The following is a 25,692-nucleotide window of genomic DNA, read 5'->3' as shown; positions in this document are numbered from 1 at the left end:
TCACTAATTTAGTGTAACAATATTAGCTTTCTATAACCTGGTATCGGAAAAAACAACCTTAGCCAATATACTCTAATACGGTTTTTAACCCAACTCAACTTTAACTATCCTGCCAATCTTCAATTTTTAACCCATCTATGCGTTGAAATTCATTAATATTATGGGTGACTAATGTTAAATCATGAGCTAAAGTAATTGCAGCTATCTGTAAATCATTAGGGCCAATAGGTGTTCCTAAAATCTCTAATTGAGCGCGAATTTGTCCATATACTTCAGCCGAATAATCATCAAACGGTAAAGAAATAAAACGCTGAAAAAACTCCCGTTGCTTGTTTAAATTTTGGTTAGGGTTTCGGCTTTTCCTGGAACCATAAAATAACTCTGCCTTCACAACAGAACAAACGACAATATCTGACGGCTGTTTTGACTCTAACCTTTTCCTAAGAGCTTCATTTCTACCATTTAGATAAATAATACAAGAATTGCTATCAAGTAAATAAATCATTCAATCTCCTCCCGAACTTCATACTCTCCTTGGGGATACCTTACAATTGGATCATCTGCTAAACAACCATAGGTTTTCTGAATAAACCTATGCCAATCTGTGGGATCATAGGTTTGATGATTTTCTATTCTATTCGTTTCTGGTTCTGATGAAAACTGAAAAACAACTAATACCTCTAAACTTTTATGTTTAAATTCAGGAGGGATCTGAATCTGTAAAATTCCATCCTCCCCAACCACTGTTTTTAACTGTATCGTTTGCATTTGCATTTCCTCTTGAATTAACATAACTAAAATTCTTCCCTATTTTAATTAATCATAAACCAAAAAAACCGTAGGGTGTGTAAGCGGAGCGCACACACCATTTTTGATCACGGATTTAGATGGATTTCACGGATTTTTAAGTCAACGGTCAACGGTCAATGGTCAACACCCAATACCCAATACCCGACAATATGTAAAAATGATAAAGAAAACAAGAAAACGTATCCGGCACAAAGTATGGCTGTGGAGTCCCGATATAATCCTGCATCCCTCGAACAAAAGTGGCAACAAACCTGGGCCCAACAGGGTTTGTACAAAACCCCAACCGATCAAGACAAGCCCAAATTTTATGCGCTATCCATGTTCCCCTATCCGTCGGGGAGTCTACACATGGGTCACGTTCGCAATTATACCATTACTGACGTGATCGCCCGACTCAAACGGATGCAAGGCTATCGTGTCCTGCACCCGATGGGATGGGACGCCTTTGGACTACCCGCCGAAAACGCCGCCATAGACCGAGGAATTCCTCCGGCTGAATGGACATATCAAAATATTGCCCAAATGCGGGAACAACTGCAAAAATTAGGGTTCTCCATTGATTGGGAAAAAGAAGTCACCACTTGTTCCCCGGAATATTACCGTTGGACACAGTGGATTTTCTTACAATTCTATCAGTGTGGACTGGCTTATCAAAAAGAAGCGGCCGTTAATTGGGACCCAATTGATCAAACGGTTCTTGCTAATGAACAAGTTGATAATGAAGGACGATCTTGGCGGTCTGGAGCCATTGTTGAACAGAAATTATTGCGTCAATGGTTCTTAAAAATTACCGACTATGCTAACGAATTGCTCAACGATTTAGAACATTTAAACGGATGGCCGGAACGAGTTAAATTAATGCAAGCCAATTGGATCGGACAATCCATTGGGGCACAGTTAGAATTTCCGATTATTGGGTTAGATGAAAACATTGCTGTTTTTACCACTCGTCCCGATACGGTTTACGGGGTTTCCTATGTCGTATTAGCCCCGGAACATCCCTTAGTTTCCCAGGTAACAACGCCCGAACAAAAAGCGATTGTTGAAGCGTTTATTCAAGAGGTTAAAACCGAAAGTAACACGGATCGCACTTCTGAAGATAAACCCAAACGCGGCGTTCCTACAGGTGGAAAAGTTATTAATCCCTTTAATGAGGAAGAAATTCCGATTTGGATTGCGGATTATGTTTTATATGAATATGGAACAGGCGCGGTCATGGGGGTTCCTGCCCATGATGTCCGTGATTTTCAATTCGCAACTCAATACGATTTACCCATCAAGCAAGTCATTGTTACCAATGATGCAGATAACGATAATGAGGAAAATGATCAGATTAAAACGGCTTATACGGGGACAGGTATTTTAGTTGAATCCTGTAATTTTAGTGGGGAACATTCCGAACACGCAAAACAAGCAATTATTGACTACGCTGAAGATGAAGGTTATGGCAAAGGAATTATTCAATATCGCCTCAGAGATTGGTTGATTTCCCGTCAACGATATTGGGGAACACCGATTCCGATTATTCATTGTCCGAATTGTGGGGCGGTGGCTGTTCCTGATCAAGATTTGCCTGTAAAATTGCCTGAAAATGTTAAATTTAGCGGTCGAGGTTTATCTCCTTTAGCCCAATTAGAAGATTGGATTAACGTGCCTTGTCCTAGTTGTGGAACTCCCGCCAAACGGGAAACGGATACGATGGATACTTTTATTGATTCCTCTTGGTATTACCTGCGTTATCCTGATGCCAAAAATGATCAACAAGTATTCAATCCAGTAATTACAAATGATTGGATGGGAGTCGATCAATATGTGGGAGGAATTGAACACGCCATTTTGCATTTATTGTACTCTCGATTCTTTACAAAAGTGTTACGCGATCGCGGATTATTACACTGTAAAGAACCCTTTGAAAAGTTATTAACTCAAGGGATGGTGCAGGGAATTACCTATAAAAACCGCACCACTGGAAAGTATTTTTTCCCTTCACAAGTTAGCCCTAGTAATCCCCAAGATCCTACAACTGGAGAAAAGTTAGAAGTCTTTTATGAGAAGATGTCTAAATCTAAATATAATGGGGTTGATCCATTAGAAGTCATGGGGAAATATGGGGCAGATACCGCTCGGATGTTTATTCTATTTAAAGCCCCTCCTGAGAAGGATTTAGAATGGGAAGATGCGGATGTTGAAGGACAATTTCGCTTCTTAAATCGCGTTTGGAGAATTGTCACAGAATTTGCTGAAATTTCTACTTCAAAACCCAAGAATCGGGAATTAAGCAAAGGCGAAAAAGACTTAAAACGGGCGATTCATACTGCGATTAAAGAAGTCAGTGAGGATTTAGATGGAGACTATCAATTTAATACCGCAGTTTCAGAGTTAATGAAACTCAGTAATGCTTTATCAGAAGCGAATTGTAAAGAGTCTCCGATTTATTCTGAAGGAATTGAAACGCTGTTGAAATTATTAGCACCGTTTGCTCCTCATATTGCTGAAGAATTATGGCAAATTATTGGTAAAACGGGTTCAATTCATACCCAAACTTGGCCTAAGTATGACTCAGAAGCGTTAGTCGTTGATGAAATTACCTTAGTGATTCAAATTAATGGTAAAACACGCGGTACGCTGCAAGTCCCGGCGACGACAGATCACCAAACTTTAGAAGAATATGCCCGAAATTCTGAAGTTAGTCAACGTCATATTGGGGATAAAACGATTAAAAAAGTAATTGTTGTCCCTGGAAAATTAGTGAATTTCGTTGTAGCTTAACTCAAAAATCAAAAAAACGCTTTAATATTCCCTCAAACTCTTCCGGTTTGGGGGTTTTTTATTGAGAATAAATTAAGGATTAGGTTTGGAGTTTCAGAGGTTATACATTTCCAAAGTTTAGATCGGGTTAATTTATGAATTGATCCTGTGTTTAGATCTTTTGTCCAAACTTATTCCTTTTAAATTCTGAATTTGATATAGCAGTCGCCAAGGCAGTTAGGACATAGACTGATGCAAAACCTAAATAGAGAACTTTTTTCTTGTCTGTTCCCTGTTCCCTGTTCCCTGCTATATCATAGAAAGTGTGGAATGGACAGCAATGCTATAACAAGGAAGTGTCTGGAGGTCTTAAATTTTGTGTAGGCTTCTTGATCAACTGATGAGATTATCAAGCTAAAAAACTCAAAGTAAATGTTAGTAGAGCTTGCCTATCTTTAATAGAGTTTAATATTTCTCCAAAAACTAACTGCATTTAATCAACCCAGAGGAAGTTCCATGTTTAACAATAGTAAGCGATTTTATGAACAAGGGTTAACAAAAGCACGCCAAGGAAATTATCGGGGTGCTTTGAAGGATTTTGATCAAGTGATTCAATTAAACCCTAATTATGCTACTGCTTACAATAATCGGGGTCTAGTTTACTATTATTTGAAAGAGTATCAACAAGCGGTTAATGATTTAACAAAAGCTTTACAAATAGAACCGAAATTACCCGATGCTTATCTGAATCGCGGCAATGCTTGGAGACATTTGGGAAAATATGATAAAGCTATTCAGGATTTTAAAATAGCTCTATCTTTTAATCCTAAAAGTGATGCGGTTTATAATAATTTGGGATTGGCGATCGCTCAATCAGGAAATTATCAAGACGCCATTACCCATTATAATCAAGCTTTATCCCTGAATCCCGATAATCATAAAACCTATTATAATCGAGGTCGAGCTTTCTATTTGTTAGGAATCAAAGAAAAAGCTTTAGATGATTTTAATAAAGCTACGGAATTAGAATTTAATTATGTTAAAGCTTATATTAATCGAGGATTATGTCATCATCAATTAGGAAATAATGATCGAGCAATTCGAGATTATAATCGAGCTTTACAAATTGATCCCTACAATGTTTATGCCTATTATAATCGGGGCTGTGTTTACCATAGTTTAAAAGAATATCAAGCTGCAATTGATGATTTTGATCAAGTTTTGAATATTGATCCTAACTTTATTAAAGCCTATTTAAACCGAGGTTTAGCCCGTTATAAATTAGGAGATGAACCTGGCGCGAATAAAGACTTTTATCATGTTATGTGCGTTAACTCAGATACCTATATTTATTATCAAGCACAACGGGGAATTTCAGATCCTACTCAATATCCTAAAAATTCTCCTAAAATTGACGTTCAACAGGGTGGAGAATATTTTTATACTACATTTTTTAATGGATTATGGGATACAGAAGATTTAGAACAACGAGAATCCACAATTTGTGAAGCTGAATTTCTCAATGAGTAAAACAGGGAAGATGTTTCAGAATAGCCTACTCGTTCTTTCCGTTCGTACCAATTCGATAATTTTTTCTGCCTCGGTTCCCACTTCCTGCTCTCCTAACCTCTTCTCAATTGGGATTAGCCGATGAACACTAGGTTGTAAAATAGTGCAAAGTGCAAATTGACAACAGTAACACCCCCTAGGCCAGCGTGAAAGGGGATGGGGATGTTTGACTGTTTTTGTCCATCGCAGGTTAAAAAAACCTAAAGTGATGTATTTGTCACATTTTGTTAGTTAAGAGCTTCGGTATTCTAAGGGAGAAGAAACGAATGTATCTCAAGAGTGGAACTGGTGTTGCAACAAAGACAGGAGCAAACAGCCGTGTCTTTATCTTTGAAGTAGAGGGACTGCGACAAGGGGAAAATACAGACAAACTTAACTTTCCAATTCGTCGCAGTGGCATTGTGTACATCACCGTGCCTTATGACCGCATGAATCAAGAAATGCGTCGGATTGCTCGATTGGGAGGAAAAATTGTTAATATTCGCCCCGCAGGTGAACCTCAAGATGCAACGACCGTGGCTTCCAGCAATGGACAGCAGAGTCAACCATCTGAAGAAAAAACTAAGCCCATGACTCACGCCAAGGCTAAAACGGAGATTCCCGTTAATATCTACCGTCCCAACAATCCCTATATGGGGAAATGTATCGAGAACTATGAATTGGTGGCTGAAGGGGGTCTAGGTACAGTCCGTCACGTCACCTTTGACATTTCTGGTGGAGATTTACGCTATCTCGAAGGTCAAAGTATTGGGATTGTTCCTCCGGGAAACGATAACAAAGGTAAACCCCATAAGTTAAGGCTATATTCTATTGCCTCAACTCGTCATGGTGACAAACTCGATGATCAGACTGTTTCCTTATGTGTTCGCCAACTGGAATACAAACATCCTGAAACCGGGGAAACTGTCTATGGTGTTTGTTCTACCCATCTGTGCAATTTAGAAGTGGGGGCCGATGTTGCCATCACTGGGCCTGTGGGTAAGGAAATGTTACTCCCTGATGACGAAGAAGCCACTGTGGTGATGATGGCAACGGGTACAGGAATTGCACCTTTCCGGGCTTTCCTGTGGCGGATGTTTAAAGAACAACATGAAGACTATAAATTCCGAGGGTTAGCTTGGTTATTCTTTGGAATTCCCTACACTGCCAATATTCTGTATAAGGAAGATTTGGAACAGTTACAACGGGAATTTCCTGATAACTTCCGCTTAACTTATGCCATTAGTCGTGAACAGCAAAATCCCGAAGGTGGCAGAATGTATATTCAAGATCGGATTAAAGAAAATGCCGATCAACTGTGGGAGTTAGTTCAGAAAGAGAATACCCATACTTATATTTGTGGTTTGAAAGGTATGGAAGGCGGTATTGATGAAGGAATGTCAGCGGCTGCGGGTAAATTTGATGTCAACTGGAGTAACTATCAAAAACAACTCAAGAAAGGACATCGTTGGCACGTTGAAACTTACTAAACCCGTCAAGATATTTTTATAAAATGTCTTGATGAATCCATGATTAATGAGTAACCTGAGTCAAGAAAACTCCTTTTAATCTATTTCAGTGCGAGGGATTATTTCATTCCTCGCTTTTATTATTTACAATAGCAATGATCAGGTTAGTGTTTACAACTTATTTGTGTCTTTGTAGTTAAATTAGGCTTAATTTTTATGATTCCAAAAACTGGCATTGAAATGTACCAAAAGCGACTTTTTGCTCTGTATAAAAATCAAATTTATACTCATTTAGAATCTGAAATTGATCAACCAAATTATCAAGATTGGCTGGATATATTAAAGCAAGAATCTGATTTAATTCAATATAAAATTGCTAAAAAATCTGATTCATCTCCTCTGAATATTTTATTAGGAGATTCCCTAAGTATGTGGTTTCCTAATAGTTTATTACCATCGGGAACATTATGGTTAAATCAAGGGATTTCAGGGGATACGACAAGCGGAATTTTAAAACGTCTGGATATTTTTGCTAAAAATAATCCTAATAATATTTATATTTTAGCGGGAATTAATGATTTAAAAAATAAAGTTCCCATTGTAGAGATATTAAAAAATTATCAAAAAATTTTGAATTATATCCAACAACATTATCCTGATACTCAAATTTTAGTTCAATCTGTTTTTCCGACTCAGTTACCCACAAAAACCCTAACTTTTTCAATTCAAAATTCTTTAATTCGAGAACTGAATCAAAATTTGGCGCAACAAGTCCAAAACCAAGGAAGCCTATATTTAGATTTTCATCAACGGTTTACCAATACTCCGGGAAATATCCGTTCGGAATTGACAACAGATGGCTTACACCTTAGCTTAGAGGGTTACAAAGTTTGGCAATTTGCCCTCAAACAAACCGAATCTCGTTTAACTAACAATCGAGATGATAATTATCAAAAATGGTTACAAAAATCATCGGGATTTCCCTTAGATGGACAATCCTATAATTGGGTGTCCTATAAAGTTCAACCCGGAGATACCCTAGAAAAAATTGCCCTAAAAACATTAGGACGAGACGATTTCGATTATTGCGATTTAATAGCAATCCGAAACAACCTGACATCAGAGATGCTCTTGATCAATGATGTTATCGAAATCCCTCAATTGATTTGAAATTAGGGATTGAAGAAAAAGATAGCTCCTGTTTCCCTTCATGGGTGCTCAGGGTTGATGGCCAAACTGAACTATAGCGTTTGCCGAGAAATGAATTTTTCTAAGTCGGCCTGGGTTTGCTGTAGCAGTTGCTCACGAGAATCACGAGCTTGAGTCAGGTTGGGAACTAAGTTACGAGCTTGTAACGTCATGTGCAGTTGTAAGTCTGCCACATAAGCACCGACGCCTTGATCTTGATTATTAGAAGCCGTTGAGTATCCCATCTCTAACTTCACTGGTTTTTCTCCCTTCATTCAGAACAGTGTTTGATCGTTATGGGTAGAAGGTATCATACCCTTTGTCCGAATGAACGATCTTGTAACGAAGTTTAATCGTTGGGGGGTAATCTTTACAGTCTGTTACAAATCTAGGCAGATAAAATTCGCCTCAACGATTAAAGATCAGTAATTTCAGCGTTGAGATTTGTTAACAAAAACAGAACTGTTGGGTAAGCTACCTAGTGTTAACGATATTTCTATGTCCGCTAAAAATTCTGTATACGACTGACTAACTTAGGGAGAGAATGCACCGGATTAGGGTCAATCTGTTGCTTTGTATTAATTAATACAGAAAAAGTGAGATTTAACCCTGTTCCTGTTTTCAATCAATCACCAACATAAAATTTAGGTTTTTGGATATGACACAACTTATGGGTACTGCAAGTAATGATTTCCTAACCGGGACACCCGAACCCGATGAAATCCTAGGATTTGCTGGAAACGACACCTTACAAGGATTAGGGGAAAACGATACCCTGAACGGGGGTCAAGATCCAGATTTGCTTTCTGGAGGTACAGGCAATGATCTGCTGTTTGGGGATATAGGGAACGATACCCTCGAAGGAGAATCAGGAGATGACGTTGTTTATGGCAATGCTGGGGACGATCAACTCAATGGTGGCGAAGGTGAAGATCTCCTCTATGGCGGACAGGGCAACGATACCCTATTTGACAGTAGTGGAGACGATCAACTATTTGGGGATAAAGGAAACGATCTTCTCTACACCGGAAGTGGAGACAATGAACTGACTGGAGGCGGGGGTTCGGATGTATTTGTGATCGGTCGAGAACTGCTCGATGGCTTAGTTGATAGTATTACTGACTTTCGGATTGGAGTCGATTTAATTGGATTAACTAATGAATTAAAATTTGCTGATTTGCGGTTCGTTCAAGTCGGAAACGACACCGTTATCGAAGATACATTAAGCAATCAACAACTTATTATTGTTCAAGAAACCCAAGCTACAAGCCTGAATAATCAAGCTAACTTTACCCAATCGATTGAAAGCCTTACGCCTATTATTGAGTTTACGAATACCAGTCCCCTACAAGTTCAAGAAGGCGAAACACCAGCCCTATTCGTCAATGTTCAACGGGCGGGTTCCCCCTTCAATACCGTTAGTGCAGAACTGGAATTACAACCCGATACTGCCACCGCCAGTGATGTCAATTTAGAAGCCGTTGAAGTCGTATTTCAACCCTACGAAACCTTCAAAATAGTCCCTATTCCTCTGACCGTTATTGATGATCAACAAACTGAACCCAATGAAAGCTTTGGGCTAATTCTATCTAACCCCACAGGAGGAGCAACCCTCGGAGAATCCCAAGAAGTTTCCCTCACCCTACAAGATAACGACATTAGTTCATCGGGAAATTTCCCCCCAAAAGAGGAAACCGCGATCATCATCCCCCTTCCTCCTTCTCCCTCCCAGATTAGTCTGTCCCTGTCTCCGGGTGAAGTTCCCGAAAACACCGGAGAAGGCTTAGTTTATACCTTCACTCGTCAGGGAGGTTCCCTAGACTTGCCGATAACCGTCAACTTCAGCGTTGGGGGTACGGCTAAACTTGGAGAAAACTATACGGTCACGGGGGATAACACCTTTACTGATACCCAAGGCAGTGTTTCCTTTGCCGCAAACGCTACAACCGCAACAGTGACAGTTGTTCCCATTGATGATGATAAATTTGAAGAAGCCGGAAAAACTATTGATCTGACTTTGGCTGAATCCGGTTTTCTGTACACGGCCAACCCCCAACAATTGACCGCCCTTGGAGTCATCACCAGCGAAGATCTCCCACCCTCGCCTCCTGTTTATAATTTTAGTCAGGCTGAATATTCTGTTTTTGAAGGCGATCCAGGAATTCCTCAGAAAGCCACTATTACCATTGACCGCAGTTTTGACACAGACCTGGCATCCAGTATCAAAATTCTCCTGACTCCAGCTTTAGAAAACGGCGGAACACCAGGCGTTGACGTGGAACCGACGGAAATCACCCTGGATTTTGCTGAAGGCGAGACTCAAAAGAGCTTTGAAATTCCGATGATTGGGGATGATACCATTGAACCCTCAGAGGTGATTGTGTTGTCATTTGATCCAGACAACTTTCAACCCAGTGGACAAGCCGGAACCCTCAACCCCCAAGCCCTCCTCAATATTAACGACGATGATGGCCCCACTACCTATGACTTCACTGGCAAATTCTTCCAAACCCTCGAAGGTAACTCAACCAATGTGACTCAAGTTGTTGAAGTTAATCGTTCTGGGGATATTAATGTAGACTCCTCCGTCAATGTCAACTTGACTGGAGTTAACGCCGTCCCCAATGTAGACTTTGCCCCAGGGCCGATCACGGTTAATTTTAAGGCTGGAGAAATCACCCAAACTGTTCCAATTACGATTACAGGGGATTTGGCTTCTGACCAAAACAAAACGATTAATTTATCCCTGAGTGCTCCTCTTGGTAGTTTAGTGGGCAATCTCCATCCCACTGCGGATTTACTGGTGATTGATGATGATAATGTCCCCACTTATGATTTCACGACTAATGTTTATGAGGTGCGGGAAAATAATGCCGACATTACCTTCAGTGAAATCACGGTGATTCGTTCTGGAAAAGTTGATATTGCCTCATCCGTTACGGTTGGCTTAAATGCAGGCTCCCCAAACGGAGCTACCCCTCAAGAAGACTATACCCCCGCTCAAATCCCCCTACAATTTCAACCGGGAGAAACCAGCAAAACTCTACAAGTTACAATTAAAGGAGACGAAGTATCCGAATCCAGCGAAGCCATCTCTCTCTCATTTTCTAACTTTGACAACGAGGGACAAACCGGAACAACCGCACCGGAAGCGATTCTCACCATCGCCGATGATGATTCCCCACCCACCTATAATTTTGTGCAGACCAACTATGAGGTTGAGGAGGGGGATACCTCTAGTCAGTTTAATCAGGTTGAAGTGTCTCGTTCAGGGGATATTAGTCAACAGTCCCGCGTTGATGTGGTGTTGACCAGTGGGACTGCGGTATCGGGTACGGACTTCAAAGCTGGGCCAGTATCACTGACTTTTGCCCCCAACCAAAGCAAGGCAAACGTTCCTATTGAAATTACTGGTAATGTTCGGGTTCAACCTGACCGCACCCTGCAACTCTCCTTTGCTAATTTTGACAAGAATGGACAGGTCGGAAGCGACAACCCCACAACCGTTGTCACGATTGAAGACGATGACAAAGCCACCCTAAGCTTAACGACTGTAGAAGCTACAGCCACCGAACCCACAACTACTAAAGTCGAAAACGAACAGCCCAAGAACGGAGTTTATCGGATTAGTCGCGCACCGGATACTTATGGGGATTTACCCATCAACCTTACCCTAGAATCCGATAAAATTACTGCCAATGACTACACCCTCACGACATCAACGGGGCAAGCCCTGACGATTAATAATGATTCTACCGCCGTCTTTACCCTTCCCAATGATCAAGCCAGCATTGATATTATCCTGACTCCGATTGATGATATTCCCGCAGAAGCCGATGAATCCTTGACTTTGGTTTTGGCAGAAGGGGATTACAAAATTAGTCCTGAAGAAAATACGGCAACGGTTACGATTGAAGCTAATGATACCGCCGTTACTCAACTCGGTGATACCCAGAGTCAAGCCCCAGAAGATTATGCTTTAGTGGAAGGATCTTTACGTCAAGCGATTCTCAATGCTCATTCCTTACTTGGAGAAGATACGATTACCTTTGCTGATCAAGCTTCCTCTGGGGTGATTAACCTCACCAGTGCCTTACCCGGCATCAACAGCGATATCATCTTCGATGGCCCAGGAGCCGATCAACTTACGATTCGTCGGGATACCGGAGGGGACTATAACATTTTTAACGTCAATGGAGGCAACGTCACCTTTGAGGGATTGAAACTAACCAACGGCTTCCCGGCGGGAACTATACCCAGTAGTTCTAGCACGACTACAGGCAGCCGAGGCGGTGCGATTAATATTAGTTCATCAACCAGTAATGTTCAGGTGATCGATAGTTGGCTAGACGGAAACCAAGCGAATAATGGGGGTGCGATCGCCAACTCCGGTAAACTGATCATTGAAAACAGCACAATCAGCAATAACACAGGCAGCAATGGCGGTGGAATAATTGTGATTGATGGTCAAGTCCAAGTTGTTAATAGTACCATTGCTAACAATACAGCTAATATCGGGGGCGGGGTGTTTAACTCTGTAGCGGAGTTGACGATAACTAATAGCACGGTAGGTTTCAACCAAGCCACCAACAATAGTGGCGGTGTCCGAAATATTGGCGGGGTCAGTAACCTCAAAAACACTATCATTGCCAGTAATACGGCTCCTCTTGATCCCGATGTGGGGGCATCTATTGAGTTTGCTTTCAACAGTGGGGGTAACAACTTAATTGGAGACGGAACTGGAGGGGAAGGCTTAGTCAATGGGGTTAAAAATGATATTGTTGGCAGTAGCACGACCCCGATTGATCCGTTACTCAGTCCTTTACAAAATAATGGTGGAACCACACCGACTCTCGCCTTAGCCAGCACTAGCCTTGCGATTAATGCCGGAAATAATAGCTTTGCTATCCCCTATACTGATCCCGGACTATTTGACCAACGGGGGGCAAACTTTACCCGGATTGTTAACAACATCATTGATATTGGAGCCTTTGAATCTCAAGTGATTTAATAATTACGAATTGGAAATTACGAATTACGAATTGTTCTTAACTCTTAACTCTTAACTCTTAATTCGTAATTCGTAATTCGTAATTAAAAACTGATAACTGGTTACCAAAAATTTGGGTTTAAAGCCCCTAACTTCTAGTTAGGCTTTTTATTCTAAGTTAGTGTATGATTAAAAAAGAGATTTAGAAGAAAAATGAAAGCCCGATATCGATATCGATGTTATCCAACACCCTCCCAGAAATTGGGATTAGCCAAGCTATTTGGGTGTGTGCGGGTAGTGTTCAACTTCTGCATTTCTGAATACAAAGGAGGTAAAAAGAAACCCAAAAACGCCAAACTTCAAAAACAATTTATCACTCAAGCCAAGAAATTAGAGGAACGGGCGTGGAGGAAGCATCAGACTATCCAAGGATAGCAGCACCCAAAGAAGCGTCAACCCGCCAGAATTTCAACAATTATCGATTTTCGATTTGTTGCAATAGATGGAATCCCCCTCGTAGAACGAGGGGGCGGATGTCAATGACTATTTCACCGCAGCAGCACGGGCAGCCGCAGCTTCATCAGGATGAATATTCAGACGAGTCAGATTAATCCGACCTTTGCTGTCAATCTCCCGAACTTTGACAATGACCTCATCCCCAACAGATACCTCATCCTCAACACGAGGAACTCGGTAGTCTGCTAACTGGGAAATATGAATCATTCCTTCTTTACCCGGAAGTAATTCTACAAAGGCACCAATGGGGATAATCCGAGTAATCCGGCCCACATACACATCCCCCGCATTCAACTTGCGGGTCATGCCTTGAATAATTTGATAGGCACGGGCGGCATTCTCGCTATCGGTTGAAGCAATGGTCACTGTGCCATCATCATCAATATCAATCTTGACTCCGGTTTCTTCGGTAATCCCCTTAATGGTTTTCCCACCAGGGCCAATCACCAAACCAATTAAATCAGGATCAATTTTCAAGGTTAACAACCGAGGCGCGTAGGGAGACAAATCAGAACGAGGTTTGCCAATCACCTCTAACATTTTTTCTAGGATATGCAGTCGGGCAGGTTTGGCTTGATAAATAGCATCCGCCACCGTTTTCATCGGTAGCCCGGTGATCTTCATATCCATTTGTAGGGCGGTGACTCCACTATCGGTTCCCGCTACCTTGAAGTCCATATCTCCCAAAAAGTCTTCAATTCCTTGGATATCGGTGAGAATCCGAACTTCTTCCCCTTCTTTAATTAATCCCATCGCCGCCCCACTCACGGGTTTAGAAATCGGAACTCCGGCATCCATCAATGCCAAAGTTGATCCACACACTGAACCCATTGAGGTTGAGCCGTTAGACGATAAGACTTCCGACACCACCCGAATCACATAGGGAAATTGATCCTTAGACGGTAAGACGGGAACTAAGGCCCGTTCAGCTAACGCTCCATGACCAATTTCTCGCCGTCCCGGCGCCCGCATGGGTTTTGTTTCCCCAACGGAATAAGGAGGAAAGTTGTAATGGTGCATATAGCGTTTTTCTTCTTGGGGATGCAAATCATCCAAATCCTGAGCATCTCCCGGCGTTCCCAAGGTAGCAATAGATAACACCTGAGTTAAACCCCGATTAAACAAGGCACTCCCATGTACCCGTTTCGGTAAACAACTGACTTTACAAGATACCGGACGCACTTGATCTAGGTTACGACCATCTACCCGGACGCTATCTTGGACAATTTGCTGACGCATTAATTCCTTGGTGAGATCTTTGAAAATCTGACTCACCAATTTAGAATCCTCCGTTGTTGCCACCCGGATCGGATCATCTTCCGCTAACGTCTCAATGGGGGTAATAATTTCTTGTTCCTTGATTTCATCCAAGTGGGCATCCCGTGCCGTTTTATCCAAGTCGTGTTGTTGGAGAACTTGTTTAACGGGGAGAGTCACGCGATCGCGGATAAATTGGATTAAACCCGTATTTCCTTCCGGGGGTTCTCCGGGTTTTAATTCAATCCCCAAGTCCCGCATTAATTCCTCTTGGGCCTTGATTAAATCACAAACCGCTTCATAACCAAAATCGATCGCCTCGATGATATCCTGTTCTGGGAGTTGGTTCGCCCCCGCTTCCACCATCACCACGCCATCCGGGGAACCCGCCACGACTAAATCCAAATCCCCATTCTTCACTTCTCGGTAAGTTGGATTAATAATAAAATCATCTCCAACTAATCCCACCCGTACCGCAGCCATCGGCCCAAAAAAGGGAATTCTTGCCAAAATCACGGCTACAGAAGCACCCGTCACCGCTAATACATCCGGGGGTACTTGTTCATCCATGGACAAAGTTGTAGCTACAACCTGAATATCATCGCGTAACCAATGGGGAATTAGAGGACGTAAGGGACGGTCAATTAAACGGCTAGTTAGAGTCACGCGATCGGGTGGACGACCTTCCCGACGTAAGAATCCCCCTGGAATTCTTCCCCCGGCGTACAGTCGCTCTTCATAGTCCACCAACAAGGGTAGAAAATCTAATCCGGGTCTGCCTTCGGCGCGAGTCGCAGTCACTAGAACTGATGTATCTCCAGACTCGATTAAAACGGCTCCACCTGCCTGTGGCGCAAGTAAACCTATTTTGAGTCTAATATCCCGTCCATCAAAGGATATTGACTTAATGATCTCTTCCATGTATTTTATCTTCCTTCTTCTTCTGTCGATTCTCTCTCTGTCGTCATCGTAACACGGTGATGAGCATGGGTAAGGAGTGTGGAAACGCTCGCCGTCAACCCTTAGTCATGAACAGTTAATAGTCTTCTAGTCACGATTTTACAAGCAACAGAGGGAGTTTTAAAGTTGGACTGAGGTTTCTGATCTTCAATCTCATCCCACCTCAACTAGAAGTTGATTTTGACTGACTATGAGTGTTTGAGAAACCTGAGTTCAGTTTTTCATTATACTTCCTGACCCTCTCAATCCTCTCGATTGGGGTCAACAAATGTGATGTTAACGAAACTGAGATTAACCGGATGTCCTTAAATACTGGGTTTCGGGCTAATTTTAACTTTTTTTGAGGGGGGTTCTGAAAAAATCTTTAATTCCCACTAATAACCTCACTAAACCCGCACTCCTGTTTTGAAGTCAGCGATCGCATTCTTTAACTTTTCATCAATTCAATACTGACAAAAATTCAGGCAGATGTCGCCACCCTCATTGATTATGTTCCTCAAATGAGTTTCTAATTAATGATCAACCATCCTGTAGGGGCGGGTTCTCAATAAATCTTTAATTCCAACCGATCACCTAACTAAACCCGCCCCCCTTTTTTAACTCAGCGATCGCATTCCTTAATTTTCCATCAATTTTCTAGCCATCACAAATTATTTTCTAGGAGATGTAATAGTCTTTTTCGTAGGGTGGCTTAAGTACAGCACAACTTTTCCACTTAAGCCACCTTTAATATAAAATCTCATCAATGTGTTCAGCATAGTTAGTAGATAATTCTGAACTTTGATTATTGATAAATTGAGATTCAGGTAATGGTATTTCTAAACTACCACAAAGTTCCCACGTTTGGGTTTTGGTAATATTTGATTGCTGTTTGGCTAAATATTCTTCTAAGGCTTTAAGCAAAACAGTTTGCACAGAATCTTTTTGTTGTTGTAATTGACTCATTAATTGGTCAGGAATTTCTAAAGTTACTAGATTCATAAAATTAACTATTGATTATTGTTATTAATTGATTTTAACTGAAATTAATCTTTACTGTCCATACTCTTAAATCAATACATATCAACAAAGAGTTGATATATATTGATTATAACGAATTAATCATTATTTTGTCAATTGACTCCTCAAAATGAAATTTTTCTGCACTTAATGGAAAATTACAGGCTAGAAGCCTGTCCTACAAACCCTAATATTTATTCCTGTACTCGCCAAATTTTGATTAAATTATCACCACCTCCACTAACTAAGGTATAACCAAATTGTTAAATGGGTTGCCGGATTTTACATACCTATCTCCCACAGCATAATCAATTTGTGTTATTACATTAAGTTTTGGTGGATACCCAGATAAACCTTGCTTAAGAATATAAGCTGTATTATTATCTGCTCCTATATTGATGTAATTGAACAGTTACATTGAGGGAACCTTGATTGTCATTAAATGTTCCAGGCTTATCATTCATTGATAAATATAACCAGCCATCATTAGCAGCTACAAAGGTTAAATTAGAGCCGATAGCAAATGGCTGACTATTGCCTATTCGTCCAATTAAAGAACCAGTTAATGTTGTTGGTACTAGCAGCTCAGTTGTTGGATATGATGTATCGCTGAAACCATCAGGCCCGTAGAAGGGTCGAAACACTGTTCTGTCAGACCTTGCATAATTTCCATTACTCCACCTTCCCCTAGCAGATATTTTGACACGCCAACCGCGTTTGACATAGACATTTGTGTTAATCCATCCCGCAGTAGCTGCTATATCTAATACATTTAACTGTTCATTGGTTGATCTCCTGAAGTCTTGAGTCTGAATTTTTTGGGAAAAACCCGGTTTCTTGGATCTGTTCTGAGTGCGCGTAGGCGGACTTTAACTTTGTAGCGACAGGTTGAAACCTATCGAACAAAATTGATTCTGTTAATAGCCTACCACCCTCTCACTGAAAAAAAGTTGCCAAAAAGTGAATTCAGAGGTGAAAAAAGTGACAAAAAGTGACAAAAAGTGAATCCAGAGGTTGGAATGCCTATTTACAGGGAAATAGACTGTACTTTAACTACTATTAATCAATTCCAAATCGTGCAATAGATAGGAAAATTAGAAGTGTTTTTTCCAGCAAATTATAGATTTTTCTCCAAATCTACTCCACACTGTGGATATTTTTTTACCCTGGTACCCTACTTAGCATTTCTTGATTTTATTGAAGTTCTGATTTTTGTTAAAATAAGTTTAAATTTTCGATATCTTTGGGATTTTCAGGTATGATAGATGATTCATAATAGATCAATAATTTATCTATATTCTATCTGGACGGTGGAAAATATGATTAACCCAGAAGTGCCATTTCTGAAAATTCAATACCCTGATGGTCGGGAGCAGAATTATCCCCTAGTCTCTAAAACAGAAGAAACTATTATTAGAATTGGTCGTTTAGATCATAATGATATTGTTCTTCAACCTGATCCTGAAGAACGGGTTTCCAGAACCCATTGTTATATCCTTCAAAAAGGAAACCAAGGCTTTTGGTGGGTTGTTGATGAAGGTAGTGCTAATGGAACTTGGATCAGACATCCTGGGGGATCGGATCAGGATGTACGACTACAAGGAGATAAAGGAGTTCGTCTTCACCATGAAGCTCTAATTTTGATCTATAGCTCATCAGAAACTTTACCTTTTAAATTAACATTTTGGGATGAAAAAGATTCTACTAAAAAGCCTCAACCTGAATCTTTTTTGGAGTATAATCTGAGTCAAAGCAAGTTGTTTGTCGTTACGGGAGATAACCGCTACCCCATCAAATTAACTCCTTTACAACGGAAAATGGTTGATTATATGGCTGAACAAAATCATCAGAATCTGGGGGAACCTACTTTGTGTAAACATCCCGATTTAATTCAAGCTATTTGGGGAGATGATCCGACTAAACTCAATGGTGATGTTGCTAATTTGATTTGTCGATTACAAAAAGAAATTACTGATAATCACAACAAGATTAATAACGTTTTTGAGACGCTCAGAAATGAGGGTTATGTTTTCAATGTTAAACTGGTTTACTAGGGCATCTAAAGTTTATTAATTTTTATTAAAAATAGATTGTTTCCTAGAAATTAAGGGGATAAAATTGATCCACAAGAGAAAATTGTCGGGGTGGATTTTGTCAGAATTTGGGCTGACCACCAATAACTGTTATTAACCCGCCCTCTGGATCAATTTTCGGCTTGAGAATCAAACAGTCTTTTTGTCTGAAGGGGAAAAGCGATCGCTTGTTTCTCTGTGATCATAATTGAATAACCAGGGGAGATCTGTTATGAAGAATCAACAGGATGATGATAGTAATGGTTCTGGGTTGGGTGAGACCAATAAGGAAGATACAGAAAAAATACATCAAAACTTTGGAATGGATAGGAAAAATCAAGAGGATAATCCGTTGTACTGGCGATCCGGGATGAAGTTAAAAGATTATATAATTGAAAAAAAAATTGGCAGTGGTGGTTTTGGAATAACTTTTCTTGCTCATACTAAAAATCATCAAAAAGTTGTGGTTAAAACTCTAAAAAAATATGAAAGAGGGAACCAACAAGATGAAAAAAATAGAGATGATTTTTTCAATGAAGCTATACGCCTAGCAAAATGTAATCATCCTTACATTGTACGAAGTAAAAGCCCTTTTTTCATTAATGATTTTCCTTGTTTAGTTATGGAATATATTGAAGGTCAAAATTTACAAGATTGGCTCGAAGACAATCGGAATTTTTTATCAGAAGCAGAAGCTATATTGTATATTCAACAAATCGGAGATGCCCTAAAGTATATCCATAGTTTTAAACCGATCCTATTACATCGTGATGTTAATCCCAAGAACATTATTCGTCGCGTCAAAAGCGAGAATGAAACGGAAGCAATTTTGATTGATTTTGGGATTGCCCGTGATGTTATTGATACTGAGCCTGAATTCACCGAATTTACAACCTGTGGTTTTGCGCCTATAGAGCAACATTATCGGGATAAACCTCAAGGATCTTATACAGATGTATATGCTTTGGCTGCTACACTATACTTCATGTTAACAAAAACAGTTCCTAGTAGCGCATTCAAAAGAGTTTTAAACAAAGCAGAAAAACAAGAAGATGATTTACTTCCTCCCAAAACAATTAATCCTAATATCAGCGATGAAGTCAATAGAGCTATTCTTTCGGGGATGGAACTTTTTGCCACATTTCGACCTCAATCTGTGCAAGAATGGTTAGATTTACTCCCTCAACCAAAAAGCAAAAAGACTGTTAAATCTTCTCCACCTCCACACAATCTTCCTCAACGTTCCCGACGTGCACCAGCACCTCCTCCGATACCAAATATCCCTGTCACTCAACCGGAAAAACTGCCATCTTCCCCTGTAACGGATTGGGGTTTATACGTCAGAACAGCATTGATGGGGGCGGGTGTTTGGTTAATTGCGATCGCTATTTTTGACAAAAATTTAACTTTTCCTCCGCCGGGAGTTGTGTTAATCGTTGGTGTTATTTTGTTGGCGATCGCACTCATTAAAAATCGTGTTCCCTTAGAACAAAAAATCTATCAACTGATTATCTCTGTTGTTTCCAGCGTAGGAATTTATATTGGATATTGGTTAAACCGAGAAGAATCCATTGATATTTTACCCCTGATTATTTCAACCGCATCAGCTAGTTTTCTGGCTTTACTGATCCTGTTTATTTTTCAATTGCTCATCAACGGAGATTCAGAAAGTTCTTAGACAATGAAGTAACATTTTTAATTTCCATAACAACCCTAAACCCAATGCGATTACTTCTCATATTTTTCCACATCCCTTCTCTAGCAGCACTGCGACATTTTAAGGGAAAACTATGCCAAGCTCCACCTCGGATCACTGCTTTTTCCTCATCCTTATTCTCGTAAGCTTCACCGTTCTTAGGAGTATTTTGATGGTCTTTATGCCAAGAGTCTTGACACCATTCCCAAACATTTCCGTGCATATCCTTTAAACCAAACTTATTAGCTGGGAACTGCCCAACTTTGATCGTTTTTCCGTGATAGTCTCCAGAACTTTTTACACTAGAGTAATAAGTATCATAGTTAGCCCGTGTCGGAGTAATTTTATCCCCAAAATAGAATGGAGTTTCGCTATAAGCACGGCAAGCATATTCCCACTCCGTTTCACTGGGTAAGCGATAGGTTTGTTTGGTGCTATTGGTTAATTTGTCACAAAACTCTTTAGCCTCATACCAAGATACAGTTTCTACGGGTAGATCAGTTTCGCCGAGAAAGGTTGACGGGTTATTTCCCATTCCCATAACAGCTTGCCATTGTTCCTGTGTAATGGGATAACGACTCATATAAAATTCTTGCATGGTAATTTTAAAGCCCTGTGCTTCATTAGTGAGATGATCACTATCTTGAGGATTTGAACCAATTTTACAGGAACCTGCCTTAATCTTCACCATTTCTAATCTCGTATCGGTGTTTAATTCTTGAGGATAAATCTCAATTGTTTCTTCACTCAGAAGACTTTTTTCATCTAGAATTTGTAAAGTTATTGATTCTGGACTACTCAAAGGGTTGAGATTAATAGAATTATTGCTGTTTGACTTTAGGGTACTTTGACGACTTGATTTAGCTAATTTTTTATTTAAAAATGTAGCTACACCAGGTACAATAAAACAAAAGGATAAAATAGTCAACAAAGCTTTTCTGCGATTCAACGTTTTTTTGGACATAACCTAACTCGTGAAACCTATGTTTAGACTAACCGGATTTTCCCTTGTAGTTAAACCTATTGTAGCATTATTCTTAGTCTTGTTGATTTTAACAGGTGGTTGTAGCCAGTTCAATCAATCAAGCGCAAAAGGTTGTAATAAAATTGCTATTTTGTTACCGGAGACTGAACCTGCACAACGCTGGGAAGGGTCAGATCGGCGACAATTAGAGGAGAAAATTACAGAAAAATTAGCAATACAATTAAGAGGTCAAGACCTCACCCTTCTTTATTTTAACGCCGATGGTCATGCAAACCAACAATTTAAGCAAGCCAATCGTGCTATCGAGCAAGGAGCTTGTATATTAATTTTAGGGCCAAGTGGTGATGCCACAAAAATTGTCGAAAAAGCCAAGAAAAAACATATCCCCGTGATTGCCTATGATCGGAGTATTGATAATGGAAAGGTTCATGCTGATTATTACATTTCTTTTGATAGTGAGTATGTCGGTGAACTCCAAGGAGAATACATTGCAAGTCAATTTGAAGATTTGAGTAAGAAAAACCCCTATAAGCTAGAAAAAGTTAATAATAAATTTGTGATAATCAATGGAGACTCCGACGATAATAATTCAATCTTATTAGAGAAAGGTTTAAAAAAATCCTTAAAAGGTTTGATGAGCAGTCAACAGCTTATATTAGTAGGAGAAAATGATACTGATCCAGAAATTAATATTCCGGGTTGGAAAGGTGAAATAGCTGCTGATAAAATCGAGGAAATATTAACAAAATATTTTGATCTAAAAATTGTTTGGGTAGCTAATGATGGTATGGCAAATAATATTATTGAGAAGTTAGTTAATTTAAGATATAAACCCGGTCAAATTCTGATTACAGGTCAAGATGGTACAATCGGAAGTTTAACCAAGATTCGAGAAGGATGGCAGTCTATGACTGTTTGTAAAGATAGTAAAGATATAGCAGAAAAAACGGCTCTATTAGTTGAAGCATTGTTTGAAGACGATCAGAATAAAATTAGTAAATTATTACCGGATAACCCTGATTATACTGATAGTCGATCTTATGTATCACGAGCAGTGTATCCTGTCACAATAGATAATTTTAAAGATAGGGTGTCTCTTGAGAACGACAAAATTCAATTAGAAAATACTTGTAAAGGAAAGAAATAAAATAGCATCAATTCACCGCAAAACCCTAGTCAATAATAATCGGTATTCAGAGTCAAATCAATGATTTAAACCCAATTGAGATTTTTTGACCATCAGCAGTCAGGATCTAAAGTCTCGAAATTCCGACAACACAAGCAATATCAGGAATCTGTATGACGGTCTGAAACTGGGAAAAATTAAATCTATTGTCAATTGATTTTTTAGATAAATTTCAGATAATAGATTTAAAAATATTTTTCACTTTCAGGGGGTAGCAAATATGTGTCAATCGTTGTACTTGAAACCTTTAGAATGGCGATGCTTAAACAGGGATTTACAAGATCCCTATTTACCCAAAACCTATAAACAACGGATTCAGATTATTTTGCTGACGGATGAGGGAAAAACTCAGAGCGAAATTTGTCAATTGTTGGGATGTTCTGCGATGACGGCGAGGCGATGGATGTTAATGACTAAACAAGGTAAAGCAGAACAGTGGAATAATCAGCCTATTGGTCGTCCGCAAAAAGTGAATCAGGATTATTTACTGCGTTTGGAAGAATTACTGAAACATCGTCCTAAAGAGTTTGGTTCTAAATCAGAATATTGGAAAGCTAAGAGTTTAGCAAAACAACTGAAGCGGGAGTTTGGTGTTGAAATTAGCGATCGCCATATTAATCGTTTACTGAAACAACGAGGATTAACTTTAGCTGAATTTAATGCTAATTTGCAAGGAGAATCAACATTATGAAATGTGATCAACTGATGTGTTATTGGGTAAGAGATTCCCATGATCCAGATCATTATGTTTGTTTAAAATGTAATGAAGAACGTCATGTTAATCACTCAGCAACACCAGAAACCTTTGTGATGTTATTTTTTCTGGGATTATTTTTAACGATATTGCTTCGTTCGCTTTAGAAGAAACCGGGTTTCTGAGAGAGGTTAATATTCACCAATAAAGATGAATGTAGAAACCCGGTTTCTGGGGTGCTAGAAACCGGGTTTTTCAGGGAAGTTAATATTCAGGAAGAAAGATTGATTCAGAAACCCGGTTTCTGGGGTGCTTAGACATATTTGAAAGCACTACTGCTCAAGTTCAAATTTGTGTTACCTTGAACAGTACCAATCAATTCATCTTTAGCGCTAAAACCAGCAATGCCATCATTATCGAGTAAAATTCGGGTATTGGAACCAGAGACATTTAAAACATAATTACTCGCCGATCCTTTGAGTTGAATTTTATCCTGAGTGGCATTAAAATCGATGATAGAAGCATAATCTGCTTTACCAGGAGTAAGTAAACTACCATCGTTATAGTAGACATTATTACTGTCACCCAAAATAAACTGATCGACTCCTGTTCCTCCGGTTAATTGATCAATTTCTGCGCGCCCAGGAGTACCACTGCTAGTAATAATTGAAGTTGCTCCGACAATCATAGCATTAGCGTTAACACCAATTAACAGATCGTTTCCTGTACCGCCAATTAAACTATCATTACCAGAACCTCCGGTAAGCATATCGTTACCATCTCCACCGTCTAATTTATCATTACCAGAACCCCCGCTCAGTTGATCAACATCAGAACCTCCTTGGAGAGTATCATTTCCAGATTCACCGTTGAGAATATCGCTACCACTCCCTGCGGATAAAATGTCATTACCAGAACCACCATTGAGAATGTCACCACCACCGAAGGCATTCAGGGTATCATTACCGGAGTTACCATTAAGAATATCTCCACTTTCACTCCCGTTAAGAAGATTATTAGCACTGGTGCCATTCAGAATTTTACCTGTTCCTAAATTAATAGTAGAAACGCCATTGCTAGTCCCAGTATTGATCACTGTCGTTGGAGAATTAGGAGCGTTCATTATCATCGTTTGATCAATTGAAGATCCATTCATAGATAAACTATTTGTTTGGGTCATCGTTCCTGATGAAGAAGAACTAATAGTAGATGAAGTTCCACTATTAGGAGGGTTCATCACCATCGTTTGATTAATTGAAGACCCAGATGAAAACCAATTAGAGCCGAAGGAAATAGCCATAATATTCTCCTATGTTGTTAGCCTATCAAGACCTAATGAGGGTAAAAAATACGTCTAAATAAATAGATTATTATCCATCAGAAGACCTTGAATAGATTTTTAGATTCCAAGCTTTTTCAAGAGCTTTGATTATTAATTTTGCACATATTTATGAATAGATCAATAGATTTAAACGAGCTTAAAAGACCTGAAATTATCAAGAATATTAGTTAATTTTTAATCTGTTATCAGAGAAGATATCGTTAAATATTAATTGCATCTATTATTTTTAAATCTGGTTTCAATAAATCCAGACAAAATATGTGTTTTTGATAGCAGCAGAGACTTCAGAAATTGCCAAAAGTTAAGGGTAGGGGCGGGTTCTGAAAAAATCTTCAATTCCCACTAATAACTTAAGTAAACCCGCCCTGTCTGTCTTTCTGGGGCGGGTTTAGCAAGGTTGTTGCTGAGAATTCAGGATTTATTCAGAACCCGCCCCTACAGTAAACCCGCCCCTACAGTTATAATGTTTATTGTAATTAGGGAAATAATTTTTACAGAATGAAGTGGGATAGACTATTTTAGTTGTCCCAATCTTCTTGAGAGCGTTTCGGTCTTCTACCCTGACGAATTTGTTTTAACATCTCCTCTGCTTGTTTAACATTTAAACAGCCTAATTCTTTCCCAACGAAAACTGCTAATTCCTGATGTCGCTTGGAAACTTCAGATTGTTTAAAACCTAAATCTTTAGCAATTTCTGTTTGTTTTTTATTATCTACTAATCCTTTCCAAATGTAAAGATACTTTTTTTTGGGATATTGTTGATCTATATAAATAATTGCTTTTTGAATTTGAGAGTTTGTATCCGATAGTTCTAAATTTTCTCGAATATCGATATATTCATTAAACGTTTTTTGTTGAATTTGATCCCGAATAAATTCAGTTTCCTTTTTAATTTTACGAAGTAAATCCAGAATATAGTTTAACGCAACTTTAGCACACCAATGATAGAATTGTTCTGAATTTCCTTTCTTGAATTTACCAGATAAAGCTTCTTTTAAAACTTTTTCAAATGCCGATTGAGCCGCATCCTCCCAGTCCTGGGACTTTCCTAAAAATATTTTCTTGGCAATTTTTTGACAAAGTTGATAATACTGAGGGCGTTTCAAAAGTTCTCGACAAGCATCTCTATCTCCTTGAAGATAACGTTTGATCAATTCTTCTGGAAGTTCTGGTAATAGCATCATAACGTCTGGTTGGGTAGAAAATAGTGTAAACTTCTCCCCTCTACAAAA

At 39.5% G+C, this 25,692-nt stretch carries 20 protein-coding genes; 11 read left to right on the top strand and 9 right to left on the bottom strand.

Going from position 1 to position 25,692, the window contains the following annotated elements; genetic code table 11:
• Positions 1–100 precede the first annotated feature (100 nt).
• Complete coding sequence (gene vapC, locus PL8927_RS11650; RefSeq protein ID WP_083621469.1) at positions 101–505, bottom strand: type II toxin-antitoxin system tRNA(fMet)-specific endonuclease VapC; 405 nt, start codon at positions 503–505, stop codon at positions 101–103.
• On the bottom strand, positions 502–792 hold the full coding sequence (locus tag PL8927_RS11645; protein ID WP_083621466.1) for a hypothetical protein: 291 nt from the start codon (positions 790–792) through the stop codon (positions 502–504). Before PL8927_RS11645 ends, vapC begins: the two co-directional genes overlap by 4 nt.
• A 219-nt stretch (positions 793–1,011) precedes the next feature.
• On the opposite strand from PL8927_RS11645, the gene leuS reads away from it, so the two are divergent.
• The 4 genes from leuS to PL8927_RS11625 all read left to right on the top strand — a co-directional run bounded on the left by leuS (position 1,012) and on the right by PL8927_RS11625 (position 7,745).
• The gene (gene leuS / locus PL8927_RS11640; protein ID WP_083621976.1) at positions 1,012–3,579 is read left to right on the top strand and encodes a leucine--tRNA ligase; all 2,568 of its coding nucleotides are present in this window, start codon (positions 1,012–1,014) and stop codon (positions 3,577–3,579) included.
• Between the two features lie 495 nt (positions 3,580–4,074).
• On the top strand, positions 4,075–5,088 hold the full coding sequence (locus PL8927_RS11635) for a tetratricopeptide repeat protein (protein ID WP_083621463.1): 1,014 nt from the start codon (positions 4,075–4,077) through the stop codon (positions 5,086–5,088).
• 305 nt (positions 5,089–5,393) lie between these two features.
• Complete coding sequence (gene petH, locus PL8927_RS11630; protein WP_083621461.1) at positions 5,394–6,596, top strand: ferredoxin--NADP reductase; 1,203 nt, start codon at positions 5,394–5,396, stop codon at positions 6,594–6,596.
• A gap of 195 nt (positions 6,597–6,791) precedes the next feature.
• Positions 6,792–7,745, top strand: a complete 954-nt coding sequence (locus PL8927_RS11625) for a GDSL-type esterase/lipase family protein (protein ID WP_083621459.1) — start codon at positions 6,792–6,794, stop codon at positions 7,743–7,745.
• 71 nt (positions 7,746–7,816) lie between these two features.
• Here PL8927_RS11625 and PL8927_RS11620 read toward each other — a convergent pair whose 3' ends face one another.
• The gene (locus tag PL8927_RS11620; protein ID WP_156093183.1) at positions 7,817–8,008 is read right to left on the bottom strand and encodes a hypothetical protein; all 192 of its coding nucleotides are present in this window, start codon (positions 8,006–8,008) and stop codon (positions 7,817–7,819) included.
• A gap of 413 nt (positions 8,009–8,421) precedes the next feature.
• Here PL8927_RS11620 and PL8927_RS11615 point away from each other — a divergent pair, with 413 nt between their 5' ends.
• A complete protein-coding gene (locus tag PL8927_RS11615; RefSeq protein WP_083621454.1) occupies positions 8,422–12,774 on the top strand; it encodes a Calx-beta domain-containing protein in 4,353 nt (1,450 codons plus the stop codon).
• Between the two features lie 192 nt (positions 12,775–12,966).
• Complete coding sequence (locus PL8927_RS11610; RefSeq protein ID WP_231505988.1) at positions 12,967–13,188, top strand: helix-turn-helix domain-containing protein; 222 nt, start codon at positions 12,967–12,969, stop codon at positions 13,186–13,188.
• A 108-nt stretch (positions 13,189–13,296) separates the two neighbouring features.
• On the opposite strand, the gene PL8927_RS11605 is transcribed toward PL8927_RS11610, so the two are convergent.
• The 3 genes from PL8927_RS11605 to PL8927_RS29120 all read right to left on the bottom strand — a co-directional run bounded on the left by PL8927_RS11605 (position 13,297) and on the right by PL8927_RS29120 (position 17,129).
• A complete protein-coding gene (locus tag PL8927_RS11605) occupies positions 13,297–15,447 on the bottom strand; it encodes a polyribonucleotide nucleotidyltransferase (RefSeq protein ID WP_083621451.1) in 2,151 nt (716 codons plus the stop codon).
• Positions 15,448–16,212: 765 nt separating this feature from the next.
• On the bottom strand, positions 16,213–16,467 hold the full coding sequence (locus PL8927_RS11600; RefSeq protein WP_083621449.1) for a hypothetical protein: 255 nt from the start codon (positions 16,465–16,467) through the stop codon (positions 16,213–16,215).
• Between the two features lie 398 nt (positions 16,468–16,865).
• Positions 16,866–17,129: a LecA/PA-IL family lectin gene (locus tag PL8927_RS29120; RefSeq protein WP_197047392.1), complete on the bottom strand. Its 264-nt coding sequence runs from the start codon at positions 17,127–17,129 to the stop codon at positions 16,866–16,868.
• Positions 17,130–17,750: 621 nt separating this feature from the next.
• On the opposite strand from PL8927_RS29120, the gene PL8927_RS11590 reads away from it, so the two are divergent.
• Both PL8927_RS11590 and PL8927_RS11585 read left to right on the top strand, forming a co-directional pair.
• Positions 17,751–18,539 carry an FHA domain-containing protein gene (locus PL8927_RS11590; RefSeq protein WP_083621443.1) on the top strand — a complete coding sequence of 263 codons (789 nt, stop codon included), beginning with the start codon at positions 17,751–17,753 and terminating at the stop codon, positions 18,537–18,539.
• 250 nt (positions 18,540–18,789) lie between these two features.
• Entirely contained in the window at positions 18,790–20,235 is a 1,446-nt protein-coding gene (locus PL8927_RS11585) for a serine/threonine protein kinase (protein WP_083621440.1), read from the top strand.
• On the opposite strand, the gene PL8927_RS11580 is transcribed toward PL8927_RS11585, so the two are convergent.
• Positions 20,210–21,217 carry a formylglycine-generating enzyme family protein gene (locus tag PL8927_RS11580; protein WP_083621437.1) on the bottom strand — a complete coding sequence of 336 codons (1,008 nt, stop codon included), beginning with the start codon at positions 21,215–21,217 and terminating at the stop codon, positions 20,210–20,212. The genes PL8927_RS11585 and PL8927_RS11580 overlap by 26 nt on opposite strands.
• 19 nt (positions 21,218–21,236) lie before the next feature.
• On the opposite strand from PL8927_RS11580, the gene PL8927_RS11575 reads away from it, so the two are divergent.
• From PL8927_RS11575 to PL8927_RS11565, 3 genes are all read left to right on the top strand, one after another.
• Entirely contained in the window at positions 21,237–22,385 is a 1,149-nt protein-coding gene (locus PL8927_RS11575) for a substrate-binding domain-containing protein (protein ID WP_083621435.1), read from the top strand.
• A 259-nt stretch (positions 22,386–22,644) separates the two neighbouring features.
• The gene (locus PL8927_RS11570) at positions 22,645–23,115 is read left to right on the top strand and encodes a helix-turn-helix domain-containing protein (protein WP_083621431.1); all 471 of its coding nucleotides are present in this window, start codon (positions 22,645–22,647) and stop codon (positions 23,113–23,115) included.
• Complete coding sequence (locus PL8927_RS11565; protein ID WP_156093169.1) at positions 23,112–23,285, top strand: hypothetical protein; 174 nt, start codon at positions 23,112–23,114, stop codon at positions 23,283–23,285. The genes PL8927_RS11570 and PL8927_RS11565 overlap by 4 nt, the downstream gene beginning before the upstream one ends.
• A gap of 146 nt (positions 23,286–23,431) precedes the next feature.
• On the opposite strand, the gene PL8927_RS11560 is transcribed toward PL8927_RS11565, so the two are convergent.
• On the bottom strand, positions 23,432–24,418 hold the full coding sequence (locus tag PL8927_RS11560) for a calcium-binding protein (RefSeq protein ID WP_083621429.1): 987 nt from the start codon (positions 24,416–24,418) through the stop codon (positions 23,432–23,434).
• 560 nt (positions 24,419–24,978) lie between these two features.
• Positions 24,979–25,644 carry a sigma-70 family RNA polymerase sigma factor gene (locus PL8927_RS11555; RefSeq protein ID WP_083621427.1) on the bottom strand — a complete coding sequence of 222 codons (666 nt, stop codon included), beginning with the start codon at positions 25,642–25,644 and terminating at the stop codon, positions 24,979–24,981.
• Between the last annotated feature and the right edge of the window lie 48 nt (positions 25,645–25,692).

It is taken from the genome of Planktothrix serta PCC 8927, from assembly GCF_900010725.2.
GTDB classification, from domain to species: Bacteria; Cyanobacteriota; Cyanobacteriia; order Cyanobacteriales; family Microcoleaceae; genus Planktothrix; species Planktothrix serta.
The sequence above is the reverse complement of the archived record's forward strand: the minus strand, read 5'-3'. Positions and strand labels throughout refer to the sequence as shown.

Coding starts and splice junctions, on each gene's coding strand:
- PL8927_RS11570 (WP_083621431.1), top strand. CDS start 22,645: ATGTGTCAATCGTTGTACTTGAAACCTTTAGAATGGCGATGCTTAAAC.
- PL8927_RS11565 (WP_156093169.1), top strand. CDS start 23,112: ATGAAATGTGATCAACTGATGTGTTATTGGGTAAGAGATTCCCATGAT.
- PL8927_RS11605 (WP_083621451.1), bottom strand. CDS start 15,447: ATGGAAGAGATCATTAAGTCAATATCCTTTGATGGACGGGATATTAGA.
- PL8927_RS11645 (WP_083621466.1), bottom strand. CDS start 792: ATGTTAATTCAAGAGGAAATGCAAATGCAAACGATACAGTTAAAAACA.
- PL8927_RS11620 (WP_156093183.1), bottom strand. CDS start 8,008: ATGGGATACTCAACGGCTTCTAATAATCAAGATCAAGGCGTCGGTGCT.
- PL8927_RS11625 (WP_083621459.1), top strand. CDS start 6,792: ATGATTCCAAAAACTGGCATTGAAATGTACCAAAAGCGACTTTTTGCT.
- petH (WP_083621461.1), top strand. CDS start 5,394: ATGTATCTCAAGAGTGGAACTGGTGTTGCAACAAAGACAGGAGCAAAC.
- PL8927_RS11590 (WP_083621443.1), top strand. CDS start 17,751: ATGATTCATAATAGATCAATAATTTATCTATATTCTATCTGGACGGTG.
- PL8927_RS11575 (WP_083621435.1), top strand. CDS start 21,237: ATGTTTAGACTAACCGGATTTTCCCTTGTAGTTAAACCTATTGTAGCA.
- PL8927_RS11560 (WP_083621429.1), bottom strand. CDS start 24,418: ATGGCTATTTCCTTCGGCTCTAATTGGTTTTCATCTGGGTCTTCAATT.
- PL8927_RS11555 (WP_083621427.1), bottom strand. CDS start 25,644: ATGATGCTATTACCAGAACTTCCAGAAGAATTGATCAAACGTTATCTT.
- PL8927_RS11610 (WP_231505988.1), top strand. CDS start 12,967: ATGAAAGCCCGATATCGATATCGATGTTATCCAACACCCTCCCAGAAA.
- vapC (WP_083621469.1), bottom strand. CDS start 505: ATGATTTATTTACTTGATAGCAATTCTTGTATTATTTATCTAAATGGT.
- PL8927_RS11580 (WP_083621437.1), bottom strand. CDS start 21,217: ATGTCCAAAAAAACGTTGAATCGCAGAAAAGCTTTGTTGACTATTTTA.
- PL8927_RS11635 (WP_083621463.1), top strand. CDS start 4,075: ATGTTTAACAATAGTAAGCGATTTTATGAACAAGGGTTAACAAAAGCA.
- PL8927_RS11585 (WP_083621440.1), top strand. CDS start 18,790: ATGAAGAATCAACAGGATGATGATAGTAATGGTTCTGGGTTGGGTGAG.
- PL8927_RS11615 (WP_083621454.1), top strand. CDS start 8,422: ATGACACAACTTATGGGTACTGCAAGTAATGATTTCCTAACCGGGACA.
- PL8927_RS11600 (WP_083621449.1), bottom strand. CDS start 16,467: ATGAATCTAGTAACTTTAGAAATTCCTGACCAATTAATGAGTCAATTA.